General features: G+C 67.6%; 13 protein-coding genes. 3 read left to right on the top strand and 10 right to left on the bottom strand.

Going from position 1 to position 12,668, the window contains the following annotated elements; all coding sequences use genetic code 11:
• Window positions 1–259: 259 nt before the first annotated feature.
• The 3 genes from whiB1 to EB75_RS20895 all read right to left on the bottom strand — a co-directional run bounded on the left by whiB1 (window position 260) and on the right by EB75_RS20895 (window position 2,170).
• The gene (gene whiB1, locus EB75_RS20905) at window positions 260–514 is read right to left on the bottom strand and encodes a transcriptional regulator WhiB1 (protein ID WP_043392449.1); all 255 of its coding nucleotides are present in this window, start codon (window positions 512–514) and stop codon (window positions 260–262) included.
• A gap of 250 nt (window positions 515–764) precedes the next feature.
• Window positions 765–1,754, bottom strand: a complete 990-nt coding sequence (locus EB75_RS20900) for a diacylglycerol/lipid kinase family protein (RefSeq protein WP_073697181.1) — start codon at window positions 1,752–1,754, stop codon at window positions 765–767.
• A gap of 59 nt (window positions 1,755–1,813) precedes the next feature.
• Window positions 1,814–2,170 (bottom strand): YchJ family protein, encoded by a 357-nt coding sequence (locus EB75_RS20895; RefSeq protein ID WP_073697180.1) that lies wholly within the window; start codon window positions 2,168–2,170, stop codon window positions 1,814–1,816.
• 78 nt (window positions 2,171–2,248) lie between these two features.
• On the opposite strand from EB75_RS20895, the gene aroQ reads away from it, so the two are divergent.
• Window positions 2,249–2,692 carry a type II 3-dehydroquinate dehydratase gene (gene aroQ, locus EB75_RS20890; protein WP_073697179.1) on the top strand — a complete coding sequence of 148 codons (444 nt, stop codon included), beginning with the start codon at window positions 2,249–2,251 and terminating at the stop codon, window positions 2,690–2,692.
• The gene (locus tag EB75_RS20885) at window positions 2,689–3,078 is read left to right on the top strand and encodes a hypothetical protein (protein WP_073697178.1); all 390 of its coding nucleotides are present in this window, start codon (window positions 2,689–2,691) and stop codon (window positions 3,076–3,078) included. The genes aroQ and EB75_RS20885 overlap by 4 nt, the downstream gene beginning before the upstream one ends.
• Window positions 3,079–3,083: 5 nt before the next feature.
• Here the strand turns inward: EB75_RS20885 and EB75_RS20880 are convergent, their stop codons facing one another.
• The 5 genes from EB75_RS20880 to EB75_RS20860 form a co-directional block, all read right to left on the bottom strand.
• The gene (locus EB75_RS20880; RefSeq protein WP_073697189.1) at window positions 3,084–4,481 is read right to left on the bottom strand and encodes a mechanosensitive ion channel domain-containing protein; all 1,398 of its coding nucleotides are present in this window, start codon (window positions 4,479–4,481) and stop codon (window positions 3,084–3,086) included.
• Window positions 4,481–6,607 carry an adenylate/guanylate cyclase domain-containing protein gene (locus EB75_RS20875; protein WP_073697177.1) on the bottom strand — a complete coding sequence of 709 codons (2,127 nt, stop codon included), beginning with the start codon at window positions 6,605–6,607 and terminating at the stop codon, window positions 4,481–4,483. Before EB75_RS20875 ends, EB75_RS20880 begins: the two co-directional genes overlap by 1 nt.
• Before the next feature lie 70 nt (window positions 6,608–6,677).
• Window positions 6,678–7,169: a GNAT family N-acetyltransferase gene (locus tag EB75_RS20870; protein WP_073697176.1), complete on the bottom strand. Its 492-nt coding sequence runs from the start codon at window positions 7,167–7,169 to the stop codon at window positions 6,678–6,680.
• Window positions 7,166–8,212 carry an isochorismate synthase gene (locus EB75_RS20865; RefSeq protein WP_073697175.1) on the bottom strand — a complete coding sequence of 349 codons (1,047 nt, stop codon included), beginning with the start codon at window positions 8,210–8,212 and terminating at the stop codon, window positions 7,166–7,168. Before EB75_RS20865 ends, EB75_RS20870 begins: the two co-directional genes overlap by 4 nt.
• 35 nt (window positions 8,213–8,247) lie before the next feature.
• Window positions 8,248–8,883 carry an acid phosphatase gene (locus EB75_RS20860; protein ID WP_083612470.1) on the bottom strand — a complete coding sequence of 212 codons (636 nt, stop codon included), beginning with the start codon at window positions 8,881–8,883 and terminating at the stop codon, window positions 8,248–8,250.
• 50 nt (window positions 8,884–8,933) lie between these two features.
• On the opposite strand from EB75_RS20860, the gene EB75_RS20855 reads away from it, so the two are divergent.
• Entirely contained in the window at window positions 8,934–9,737 is an 804-nt protein-coding gene (locus EB75_RS20855) for a ParA family protein (protein WP_073697187.1), read from the top strand.
• Between the two features lie 10 nt (window positions 9,738–9,747).
• On the opposite strand, the gene EB75_RS20850 is transcribed toward EB75_RS20855, so the two are convergent.
• Together EB75_RS20850 and EB75_RS20845 are read right to left on the bottom strand one after the other, a co-directional pair.
• The gene (locus EB75_RS20850; RefSeq protein WP_073697174.1) at window positions 9,748–10,962 is read right to left on the bottom strand and encodes an Rv3212 family protein; all 1,215 of its coding nucleotides are present in this window, start codon (window positions 10,960–10,962) and stop codon (window positions 9,748–9,750) included.
• 20 nt (window positions 10,963–10,982) lie between these two features.
• Window positions 10,983–12,536: a DEAD/DEAH box helicase gene (locus tag EB75_RS20845; RefSeq protein WP_073697173.1), complete on the bottom strand. Its 1,554-nt coding sequence runs from the start codon at window positions 12,534–12,536 to the stop codon at window positions 10,983–10,985.
• Window positions 12,537–12,668: the final 132 nt, after the last annotated feature.

The following is a 12,668-nucleotide window of genomic DNA, read 5'->3' as shown; positions in this document are numbered from 1 at the left end:
GAGCGGCCGAGCCGCGCAGTAGGCCTGAGCGGCCGAGCCGCGCAGTAGGCACAGCGGCCGAGCCGCGCAGTAGGCCTGAGCGGCCGAGCCGCGCAACATGTTTCGCGTTGAGGTCACCCACGCGAGCGTGCGTACAGATCGCGAAAATCGCCGTTTCGACGATCTGACGGCACATTCGTGTCCGGTGCCCGTCGTCTGCGCGACCCACAAAAAATGACCCCGGCTCGTCGCCGGGGTCATTTTTCGAATGCCGTGGTGGCTAGACGCCGGTGCGAGCCTTGGTGCGCGCGTTGCGACGCTTCAGCGCGCGACGCTCGTCTTCGCTCATGCCGCCCCAGACGCCCGCGTCCTGGCCGGACTCAAGCGCCCAGCTCAGGCACTCGGTGGTCACCGGGCAGCGGTTGCACACGAGCTTCGCGTCAGCGATCTGAGCGATGGCCGGGCCGCTGTTTCCCACGGGGAAGAACAGTTCCGGATCCTCGTCGCGACAGACCGCCTTGTGGCGCCAATCCATGGTCAACACTCCTCACTGGGCGCGCAGCAAAGCGCGCAAGGTTTTATCACTTCGGCTGTTAACGGGTGCACACGAAATGTTTCTGCACTGTTGCATCTGATGTTTTCACAGGCTGGACAGATGTCAATAGCGGCGCGTTAACTCGTGGGCAATGTCACTGCGGACCCGGGTTGGCAGGTCCCTGAACCAGTTGTACTACACTTGGCCCACCTGCGCCCTAAATTTTGCAAAGTGTTATCAAGATCGCTGGTCACTGTGCTATTGCCGGGGGCGCGACCACATTGAGAGCCGCCGGCACCGACGTGAACGTCATGCTTTCGCGCAGGCCAACGAAATCTCCGTCAATTTGGCACGCGATCGGTGTGTCACTTGTCACGCGCAGCCACGGCAGGTCGTCGTCGCGGATCAGGTGGGGGCCCTCGATCTGTGGCGTACGCGACAGCATCCGTCGCAGCAATCGAAGGTTGGCCCAGATGCCCATGCTCGTGGTCGCGAACACACCCAGCCCCGTCTCGAACGTCGTCGTCGGGTTGGTCCAGACCGGCCGGCTGTTGGCGTAGGTCCACGGGCTGGCGTTCGAGACGAACGCGAAGTGCACGCCGGGGATCGGCTCCCGGTTCGGCAGGTGCAGCGTCAGCCGCGGGGGCTTGCGGGCGCTGCCGACGGCCTCGCGGATCGCCACCCGGATATACCGCGACGCGGTGACCTTGCGGCCCTTGGCGCGCTGTGCCTCGACGGCGGCCACGACCTCACCGTCGACACCCATCCCGGCCGTGAACACCGACCAGCGGTCACCGCAATCCATCAGGCCGATGCGCCGCCAGGGAACATCGTGCCGGTACCCATCGCCCTGTCCCGTCGCTTCGCTCGCCCCATCGAGCAGGTCGACGAGCTGGTTGGTGGCCTCCAGCGGATCGGGGCTGATGCCCAGGGCCCGCGCGAAGACGTTCGCCGAACCGCCGGGCACCACACCGACGGCGGTGTTGGAGGCACCGGGCACGCCGTTCGCGTGCCCCAGGATGCCGTTGACCACCTCGTTCACCGTGCCGTCGCCACCGTGCACGATCACCACGTCGGTGCCGTCAGCAGCAGCCTGGTGGCCGATCTCGATGGCATGGCCCCGATGGTCGGTATGCGCGACGGTCAGGTCGACGCGGCTTTCCAGCGCATGGGCAAGTAGGTCCCGGCCTGCCGGGGTGGTCGAGGTCGCGTTCGGGTTCACGATCAGCACGGCACGCACGGGTGACGAGCCTATCGGCGCCACGACCGTCGGCAACCCGGTCGGCCCGTTGGGTGGGGCTACTCCACGAAATCGCCGTCGACGTACAGCCAGCGGCCGCCACGGTCGCGGGTGAAGCGGCTGCGTTCGTGCAGGATGTGCCGGCTGCCGCCCTGTACGTACTGGGCGCGGAACTGCACCACGCCGGTCTGATCGTCCGCGCCCCCGGCCTCGGTGTCGACGATCTGCAGCCGGCGCCACACGACGTCGTCGTCAAGGTCGAGAGTTGCCGGGCGGGTGCTCGGGTGCCACGTGGCCAGAAGGTAGCCGACTTCGCCGAGCGCGAAAGCCGTGAACCGGGAACGCATCAGCGCCACGGCGGTGGCGGCGGAACGTTCGCCGTGGTGCAGCGGGCCGCAACAGGCGGCGTAGTCCATCCCGGTATCGCAGCGACACGGCCCCGTGTTGATCGGCACCGGCCAATTCTGCCTGTTCGCAGCCGGTACCGTGGTCAGGTGACCGATCGCCGTCTGCTCCTCGTCAACGGGCCAAACCTGAATCTGCTGGGCACGCGCCAGCCGGAAATCTACGGCTCGACCACCCTGGCGCAGATCGAGCAGGCCGTCACCGACCTGGCCGCACAACTCGGCTTCTCCGTGCGCGCGGTGCAGAGTAACCACGAGGGCGCGTTGGTCGATGCGATCCAGGCGGCACGCACCGACTGTGTCGGCATCGTGATCAATCCTGCCGCCTACAGCCACACGTCGGTGGCCATCGCCGACGCGCTCACCGCGGTCGAATTGCCTGTTGCCGAAGTACATTTGAGCAACATCCACAAGCGCGAGGCTTTCCGGCACCACTCCTACGTGTCGGCCGTCGCCGAGACGGTGATCGCCGGCGCGGGGCCGCTTGGTTACGAGCTGGCGGTGCGGTATCTGGCGGATCGGTTGTCGCGGTGAGTGATCCGACGATCCATCCGCCGGCCGTGCGCCGGGCCGGATTCCTGGTCGCCGCGGAAGGCGTACTCGGGTTGATCGGGGCTGCCGTGTACGTGGTGCGCGGGCTCGCCGGCGCCGACCAGCACATCGTCAGCGGTTACGGCAATGCGATCTGGCTGGTGTGCATCTGCGGCGGCGTGCTCGCCGGCGGCTGGGCACTGATCACCGGACGGCGCTGGGGCCGCGGTATCGGGGTGTTCGCCAACCTGCTGTTGCTCGGAGTTGCCTGGTACATCTTCCAATCCCATCAACTGCAGTACGCCATCGCGGTCGGGCTGGTCGCCGTCGTCACGCTCGGGTTGTTGTTCAGCCCGTCGACCGTGCAGTGGATTTCAAAGCAGGACTGAGGATTTCACTCGGCGGTCAGGGCACGCTGGGCGTGGGCTCGGCGGTCCTCGATGACCCGGCCGAATTCCTGTAGCAGCACCGGATTTCGCTGCACCACCGTCTCGATGTAGTCCCGCTCGACGTGCACCACCGTCACCTCGTCGAGCGCGTGGGCGCTGCCGATGACCGGTTGGCGGGTCAGTGTGCTCTGGCCGAGATAGCCGCCCTCGTCGAGGATTCCGATCACCGCACCCGGCTCGTCGGCGGTGCCCGTCGTCAGCTGGATGCGACCCGAAACGATGAATCGCATCCCTTCCGGCACCTCGCCGGCACGCTGGATGGCCTCGCCGATCGCGTAGCGTTCCAGGGTCGCGACCGGTGCCAGCTCGGTCTGTTCCTCGGCGCTCAATTGCAACGTCGGCGCGATGACACGGCTGACTGCCTCCGCGAGCCGTTCGGGTGTCGAGAACTCGTCGTCGGCTTCGTCCAGGTGCAGACCCATCCGCCGGGAGGCGTACCAGACCCATTGCAGGAAGAGGGTTTTCGTGGCCGCGTCGTCGGCGGGGGAGTGCAGCGGAATGCTGGTCTGGTACGTGAGGCCGCCCGCCGGGGTCGACGACACGGTGCCCTCGCGGCGGCGCATGGGCAGGTCGGCGGCCAGCCGGGTCAGCATGGCGCACACCTGATTCGGTGGATCGTCGAGCGAGAAGATCGTCGTCACCGTGAGCGAGTGCGCGTCGGCCGGCCGGCTCAGATTGGTGAACGACGCGCCGGCGAGCACCGAGTTGGGGGTGATCAGCGTTCCGGCGCCGGTCTCCAGATGCACTGCGCGCCAGTTGACTTCGACCACCCGGCCGCGGGCGGCGGCGGTGTCCAGCCAATCGCCGATCTGGAACGGCTGCTCGAACAGCATCAGCAGGCCCGAGATGATCTGGCCGACCGAATTCTGCAGCGTCAGGCCGATGACGATCGACGTGATGCCCAGCGCGGTGAACAGGCCGCGGACGTTCGCGCCCCAGATGTACGAAAAGATGACCGCGAGCCCGACCGCGATGAGCACGAACCGCGCGACGTCGACGAAGATCGTCGGAACCCGCTTGCGCCAGGTCCCGGCCGGCGCGCCCTGGAACAGGGCGGCGTTCACCCCGGACAACAGCAGGACCAGCACGACGAACGCGAAAAGCGTTGCGACGGTGCGTACGGAGGTGGATCCCGCGGGTACCTGCCGGGCCTCGGTCAGCAGGAGCAGGAGGGCGCCCAGTGGCAGCAGGTAGTTGCGCAGTACGGTCACCGGCCGCAGCAGGAAGCTCTGTTTACGGCGGAGCGCGTGCTGCCATTCGGTGAGCGCAACCAGCCCGATCGGCAATCCGATGGCGACGCCCACGGCCCAGTAGAACCAGGCCGAGGTGAACACGTCGGCGATCACCGCGGCTCCACCAATCGCCAGATCGGCTCGTCGTGCCCGTCGACCGATATCGTGCCGACGGACGTGAAGGTCATGGTGGCCTGCAGCGCCTGGTACACCCGGTCGGTGACGTCGATTCCCGGTTGCGGTGAACCGCTCTTGACCTGGTAGGCGACGTTCACCGCCGCACCCCACATGTCGTACACCACGGAGTGCTGACCGCCGAGGCCGCTGCTGACGGTGCCGGTGTCGATGCCGGCCCGCAGGCTCAGGTGATGACCGGATTCACTGTTGAACCGTTCGATGATCCGTTGGCATTCCAGCGCGAAGTCGACGGTCCGGCGCACGTTGTCCAGCCTCGGTACGTTGAGACCGCAGCTACCCAGGTAGCCGTTGCGGATGGGGCGGCCGCGCTCGATGCCGAGACTGTCTGCGGCCGCGTCGAATTGGCGCTCGATCTCGGTGACGACCGCGAGTGACCCGGCGGAGGTCAGCTCGGCCTGCAGCCGGTCCAGCCCCAGAATCTCGGTGAAGATCACGGTGACGTTCTGGTGCTCCTCGGCGACGATCTCCTCGCCCTGCTGGTAGCGCTCGGCGACGGGTTCGGGCATCAGCAGCGCCAGGAGCTTCGCGTTCTCCTTGCGTTGCTCGACCAGGAGCTCCTCTTTGACGGTCAGACTTCGGCTCATCTCGTTGAAAGCCTCTGTCAGCTCACCGATCTCGTCTCGCGTCTCGACGGGGACGGTGACGTTGTAGTCGCCGGCGCTGATCCGTTGCGCACCGGCTTCGAGCCGCCGGATGGGCCGGACGAACAGCTGCGCCAGGAACATCGCCGCGATGCAGACGACGAAGATGATCCCGACCGTCGTCAACACCATGGTGCGGGTGAACGCGGTCTCCCGCTGGAAGGCCTCCGCGGTGTCTATCTTGCCGATGATGGTCCAGTGCAGCTCGGCGTCGGGAATCACGATGGGGGCGTAGGCCAGGAGGACCTCGTGGCCCAGATAGTCGGTGGACAGCTTGGTGCCCGACTCGCCGCGTAGGGCCTGCCGGTTGGTCTCCGGCGGCACCGGTTGCACGAGTGTCGTGCCGCCCAATTGAATAGCGCGGTCGGCGACGTCGGCCGGCGTGCCCGCCGCGACGACGTCGCGCTTGTAGGCCTGCGGATCCTGCAGGAACATCCGGGAATCCGACCGCATCAGATCATCGGGACCGACCAGGAAGACCTCACCGGTGTTGCCCAGACCCGATTCGTTCCAGCGTTTGTCGAAGGTCATGAGCCGGTTGATCTTCGAGATCGGGAACTGGAGGGCGAGTGCGCCCATCGCGCGTCCCGCCATCACGATCGGCGTGACCATCCAGGCCGTGGGTTGGTTCTCCGCCGGTTGGTAGATCTCGAAATCGGTGATGCCCACGTAGTCGACCGAGTTCGCTGACATTGCTTTCTCGTATGCGCCACGGAGTTTGGAGCCGCTGTAAGGCCCGGTGAGGATGTTGGTGCCCAGGTCGACGTCTTTGTACGCGGTGTAGACCATGTTGCCCCGGTTGTCGAGCAGGATGGCGTCCTGGAATTCGAACCGGTTGACGATCTGGCGGAAGAAATCCTGATACTTGGCGTTGGCTGCCGACCAGATGCTGCCGTCATGCGCATCGTCGACGTTGATGGCCGCGTCGTCGTCCTTGCGCACGGCGGTGTAGTTCGCCTGCAGGTACCGCTGGGCGTTGTCCCTCGGCAGCAATTGATCGACGTTCAGCTTGGCGCCGCTGGACTGCTGGACTTCCTTGAGAAAAGTGTTGGTGTAGTAGTCGGTGATCGCCTGCGACTGCGGCGGGTTGATGGGCTTGTCTGCCAGTGCGTCGAATCCTGCGGTGAAGTCGACCAGCGCGGCCTGGGTGTGGGCGCCGCGCGCGTAGATGATCATCGAGTTCTTCAGATCAGAGAGCTGGTCCTTGAGCTCGCGGGACTGCGACTGGCGAAGTTCGGTGAGACGGTTCATCGCCGAGTCGCGCAGGGAGGCGCGGCCGGCCCGGAACCCGATGACGCCGACGACGGTTGCGGCCACGATGGTGCACAGCACCAGCATCACGACGAGCTTCGACTGGATGCTCACCCTGGACAGCAGTTTTCGACGATGGAATCGCATTGCCGTCCCTCCGGTTGACCCGGGCGCAGATTAACACCGGAATCGCAGGCGGACACCGGTGTTCGTCAGGTCAGCCCTGGGCCAGTGCCGTCAGCTCGGGGCCCGACACCCGGTAGGTCGTCCACTCGGTCTGCGGCTTGCCGCCGACCTCGTCGTACAGGGCGATGGCATTGACGTTCCAGTTCAACACCGCCCACTGCAGCCGGGAGTAGCCGCGCTCGACGCATTCCTGTGCCAGGGTGGACAGGAGCTTGCGGGCCAGGCCGCGGCGCCGGAAGTCGGGGCGCACGAACAGATCCTCGAGGTAGATGCCGGAGACGCCGTCCCACGTCGAGAAGTTCAGGAACCACAGGGCGAACGCGGCCGGCCGACCGTCGACCTCGACGAAATGGCCCGAGACGGCGGCCTGACCCGAGTCGGCGCCACCGAACAGTGCGATGCGAATCTGGGCCTCGGTCACCGTGCACTGGTCCGCGGCCTTCTCGAAGGCGGCCAGTTCATGGATCATCGCGGTGATCTCGACTTCGTCGCCGGGCACGGCGGGGCGGATGGTCACGGTCATTCTGGTACTCCCAACGCAGTCAGCATCGTCCTGAATTTTGTTGTGGTCTCGGTGACTTCGTCATCGGGGTCCGATTCGGCGACGATCCCGCCGCCGGCCCGGGCGTCGATGGACCGTCGATCCGCCGACAGCTGCCCGCAGCGGATCGACACCACCCAGCGGCCGTCGCCGGCGCCGTCACACCAGCCGACCGCGCCGGCGTAGAACCCGCGGTCGCCCTCCAACTCCGTGATGAGCCGGGCCGCCGCCGCGGTCGGCACCCCGCCGACCGCCGGTGTCGGGTGCAGCGCGATGGCCAAATCCAGTGCGGTCGTGGCGGGTTCGCGCAGCCGTCCGACGATCGGGGTGCTCAGATGCCAGACCGCCGAGGTGGCACTGACCTGTGGCTCGGCGGCGATGTCCAACTCCGCGCACAGCGGTTCCAGCGCATCGCGCATGATGTCGACCACCAGTTGGTGCTCGTGCCGGTTCTTGGCCGAGGACGCCAGCGCGGCGCGGTTGGCGGCGTCGGTCTCGGGATCCGACGAGCGCGGCGCCGACCCCGCGAACGGCTTGCACGTCACCACGTCACCGCTGCGGGCCACCAGCAGCTCGGGGCTCGCACCGATCAGTGCGGTGCCGGAGTACGGTGGGCCGGCCGCGCTGAGGTCGGTGAAAAATGCTGTGGCAGAGCGGTCTTCGGCCAGCCGGGACAACACGGCATAGGGGTCGATCGCGTCGTCGGCGGCCAGTTGCAGCGCCCGGGCCAACACCACCTTGTGCAGGTCCGCCGCGGGATCACGCAGGGCCTGCACCGCCGTCGCCACCCGGGCCCGGTGCTCGCCGGACGACGGCACGCTGGCCGCGATCCGGACCGGGGGCAGACGGTCGTCGGTGAACGGCAGGGCGTCGGCGTACGTCACGGCCGGTGGTGCCATCAACGCTGCCGGCATGTCCAGGTCAAAAGGCAAGGCGCCCACCAGAATCGGCACATCACCGTCGGCCAGGGCCCGGCGGGCGTCGTCCAGGTTCGGGAAGGCCCGCGCAGGTCCGTCGGCCAGCATGACCCCATCGGGCCCCGCCAGGACAAAAACCGGGTTCACTCGGGCAGGCACGGGTTGGGGTGACCGGTCAGGCCGAGCGCGACCAGCTGGCGCACGCCGTGCTCGAAGCCGCACACCGAGATCGACGCGGCTGCCATGGAGATGCGGATCCCGTCGGTGATCGGCAACTCCATCCAGCGGGTCATCACGGCCCGGGAGAAATGGCCGTGCCCGACGAACACCACGTCGCGCGTCGCCATGTGTTCGAGCGCCAGCGCCACAGCGCGGTCGGCGCGGGCACTGACGTCGGCCAGGCTCTCGCCGCCGGGACAGCCGTGCGTCCACACCAGCCAGTCGGGGACCTGCTCGCGAATCTGCGGTGTGGTGAGCCCTTCGTAGTCGCCGTAATCCCACTCGGCCAGCAGTTCGGTCGTCTCGGCGACGTCCAGCCCGGCCAGTTCGGCAGTGACGACGGCGCGTCGGCGAGGACTGCTGATCACCAGGGGATCGTCGAGCTTCAGCTCGGCCAGCGCGTCGGCGGCGCTGCGGGCCTGCTGCAGGCCTTCCTCGGTCAGTTCCAGGTCGGTGCGCCCGGTATGCCGGCCGCTGCGGGACCATTCGGTCTGGCCGTGCCGAAGCAGCAGCAGCCGGTGCTTCAGCAGCCCGGCTGGCGGGTCGACCGCAATATCCACGCCCGAGATTCTGCCCCATGGTGAGCGGCGCCACATGGCCGCGTGTCAGGATGGGCACCGTGACGCGGGTACTGGCGGTCGCCAACCAAAAAGGTGGAGTCGCAAAAACGACGACAGTGGCATCGCTGGGTGCTGCGCTGACCGAGGAAGGCCAGCGGGTTCTGCTCGTCGACCTCGATCCGCAGGGCTGTCTGACCTTTTCCCTCGGCCAGGATCCGGACAAGCTGCCCGTCTCGGTGCACGAGGTGCTGCTCGGTGACGTGGAACCCGACGTCGCCCTGGTCTCGACCGCCGAGGGCATGACGCTGCTGCCGGCCAACATCGACCTGGCCGGCGCCGAGGCCATGCTGCTGATGCGGGCCGGTCGCGAGTACGCGCTCAAGCGCGCGCTGGCGAAGGTCGCCGATCAATTTGATGTGGTGATCATCGACTGCCCGCCATCCCTTGGCGTGCTGACCCTCAACGGACTGACCGCCGCCAACGACGTCGTCGTGCCGCTGCAGTGCGAGACCCTGGCGCACCGCGGTGTCGGCCAGTTCCTGCGGACCGTCAACGACGTGCAGCAGATCACCAACCCCGACCTGCGGATGCTGGGCGCGCTGCCGACGCTGTACGACGCCCGCACGACCCACAGCCGGGACGTCCTGCTCGACGTGGCCGACCGCTACAGCCTCGTGGTACTCGCCCCGCCGATCCCACGGACGGTGCGTTTCGCCGAGGCCAGCGCGTCGGGCTCATCGGTCCTCGCGGGCCGAAAGAACAAGGGCGCCATCGCCTATCGCGAGCTGGCGCAGTCGCTGCTGAAGCACTGGAAGAAGAACAAGGCGCTGCCGGTCTTCACCCCCGAGGTGTGATCCGCTCGGGTCACTGACCCAGCGCGACCAGCTGGCTGCCCCGCTGCTCCAGCAGCATCGAACCGGCGACAGCCGGGATGACGGCGGTGTTCACGGGCTTGCGGTCAAGCGCTATGTGCGTCTGGCCGGCGCCGCTCTGCGCGTCGAAGGTGTCGTAACCACTGGTCACCGGAACCAGGAGATGCCCGGCCAGTACGGTTGCCGGGCCGATCGGCGCCTGCCCGCCCTGCGCGCTCACGGTGTACTTGTAGCGCAATCCGTTGGCGTCGAAGACCATCACCGAGTCGCCGGTGTACCAGGTGACGACGTCGCCGACGCGCGTCGCCGCGGTCACCGGGGTCGGGGGATGCGGCAGCAAGGTGCTGGCGATGGTGTTGCCGGTTTCGTCGATGACGTTGACGCACGGCTGCGGCGTGGGCACGTACACCGCGGTCTTGGTCTCGGACACCGCGATCACCTGGGCGTCGGAGTCGACGCTGACGCCGGGCAGTGACACCCGTTTGACGTCGGGCTGGTCCTCTTCTTTGGCGGCCTTGAGCAGCGTCAGCCTCAGGTCGGTCTGCTTGGGGCAGGCCTCCATGACGGCCACCGACGCCGGGCTGGCCGCGGCGGACACCAAGCGGCACAGGGGAGAAGCCGGGACGCCGGGCTTGACCACCGCGTCGAGGTAGCCGTAGCTGATCATCCGGACCAGGTCCGAGCGCCACTGTTCGAGTCGGCTGTCACCGTAGGACAGGATCGTCGTGCCGTCGGTGGACAACTTCACCTCGGCGTCGGCCAGGCTGCTGCGGGCGGGGCCGCGGCGTCCGGTGCTCGCGTCGATGGCGCTCGCCTGGCCACAGCCGCGCCCGTCCGGATACACGGCCACCGCGAACTGGTACACCGTCGTGACGCCGCACAGCTCACGGCCGCGCGAGTAGCTCCACAGGCTGTTGCCGGTGGCCGGGTCGCGGCCCTGCATCTCGTCACCGTCGCCGGTCACCACGACGCCGCCGACGACCGACGGTTGGGTCGTCTTGCTGCTGGCGGCGGTCCACACTTCGCGCAGCGTCGTCGGGACCGTCTTCGTGTTGTGCAACGCCGGGATCGGGTGGTCGGCAGGACGACTGACCGTGGCCCGCGCGTCGCTGTGCCACCAGATCGCTGCTGCGCCAAGGGCGACCACCACGACGATGGCCGCGGCGGCGATCAGATCAGCTTTGGTACGTCGCTCCGGTTTGACCATAGGGCGCGGACGACCTGCGGCTATTCGGCGGCAGGTGCGGCGACGGCCGCGGCTTCCGAGGCGGCCTTGTTCGGACGACGCCGCCGGCGGCGGCGACCCGAGTGGCTCGACTCGGCGGGGCTGTCACCGGCCGGCGAACCGGCTTCGGCGGTGTCGCCCTCGACTGCACCGGACGCCTCGACGTGACCGGTGGCCGACTCGCCGGCGCGGGTGCGACGACGGGACCGGCTGCGGTTGCGCGCCGGACGGTCCTTGTCGGCGCTCGACTCGCGCTTGAGCTCGGGGTCCGACGACGCCGACTTCTTGGCGGGCTTGGAGCGGGACGCACCGATGGAGCCTGTGACGTCGGTGGGGATGTCGAGCTCTTCGTACAGGTGCGGCGAGCGGGAGTAGGTCTCGGCAGGATCCGGGCAATCCAGGTTCAGGGCCTTGTCGATGAGCGCCCAGCGGGTCAGCTCGTCCCAGTCGACCAGCGTGACGGCGATACCGGTCTTGCCGGCGCGGCCGGTACGGCCGATGCGGTGCACGTAGGACATTTCGTCCTCGGGGATCTGGTAGTTGATGACGTGCGTGATGTCGTCGATGTCGATGCCGCGGGCCGCGACGTCGGTCGCGACCAGGACGTCGATATCCCCGTTGCGGAACGACTTGAGGGCCTTCTCGCGGGCGATCTGGCCCAGGTCACCGTGGACAGCACCGACCTTGAAGCCGCGCTCGGCGAGCTCGTCGGACACCTTCTGGGCGGTGCGCTTGGTGCGGGTGAAGATCATGGTCGCGCCGCGGCCGGTGGCCTGCAGGATGCGGCTGACCATCTCCACCTTGTCCAGCGCGTGGGCGCGGTAGACGTACTGCTTGGTGGAGTCATGGGTGGCCGCCGAATGCGGGGCCTCGGCGCGGATATGCGTCGGCTGGTTCATGAAGGTGCGGGCCAGCGTGATGATCGGGTCCGGCATGGTGGCCGAGAACAGCATGGCCTGGCGCGAATCCGGGGTCAGCCGCAGGATGCGCTCGATGTCGGGCAGGAAGCCCAGGTCCAGCATCTCGTCGGCTTCGTCGAGGACCAGGACGCTGAGGCCGCCGAGCTGCAGGTGTCCCTGCTGAGCGAGGTCCAGGAGCCGGCCCGGGGTGCCGACGATGACGTCGACGCCCTGCTGCAGGGCCTCGATCTGCGGCTCGTAGGGGCGGCCACCGTAGATGGCTTCGACGCGGAGCTTGCGTTCCCCGTTTTCCCCGGCCTTGAGATGTTTGCTGGCCATCGTCAGATCGCCATGGACCTGGATGCAGAGCTCGCGGGTCGGGACCACGACGAGCGCGCGGGGGGTGCCGGTCAGCGGCAGCGAGGCGTCGGAGGCGACGCGGTGCAGCAGCGGCACACCGAACGCGAGGGTCTTGCCCATGCCTGTGCGGGCCTGGCCGATGAGGTCGTCGCCGGCGAGCGCCAGGGGCAGGGTCAGCTCCTGGATGGCGAACGGATGGGCCTTGCCGTCCTCGGCGAGGGCCTGGACGATTTCGTCCCGAACGCCCAGATCAGCGAATGTTTTTTCTTCTGTTGTCTTTGCAGTTAATGCGGTCATGAGGTGGCGTGGGTGCCTTCCAGTGTCATCGGAGTCGGTGCTCGCTGTTGTCCACGCGCGCACGAGTCAGACGATCAACACTTGGGCCCTCGGGGCGAATCTGCCGAATTCAGCCGGATGTTCCGGCGAGGG

Origin of the sequence: Mycobacterium sp. ST-F2 (assembly GCF_001905655.1) — a bacterium.
Lineage (GTDB): Bacteria > Actinomycetota > Actinomycetes > Mycobacteriales > Mycobacteriaceae > Mycobacterium.
The sequence above is the reverse complement of the archived record's forward strand: the minus strand, read 5'-3'. Positions and strand labels throughout refer to the sequence as shown.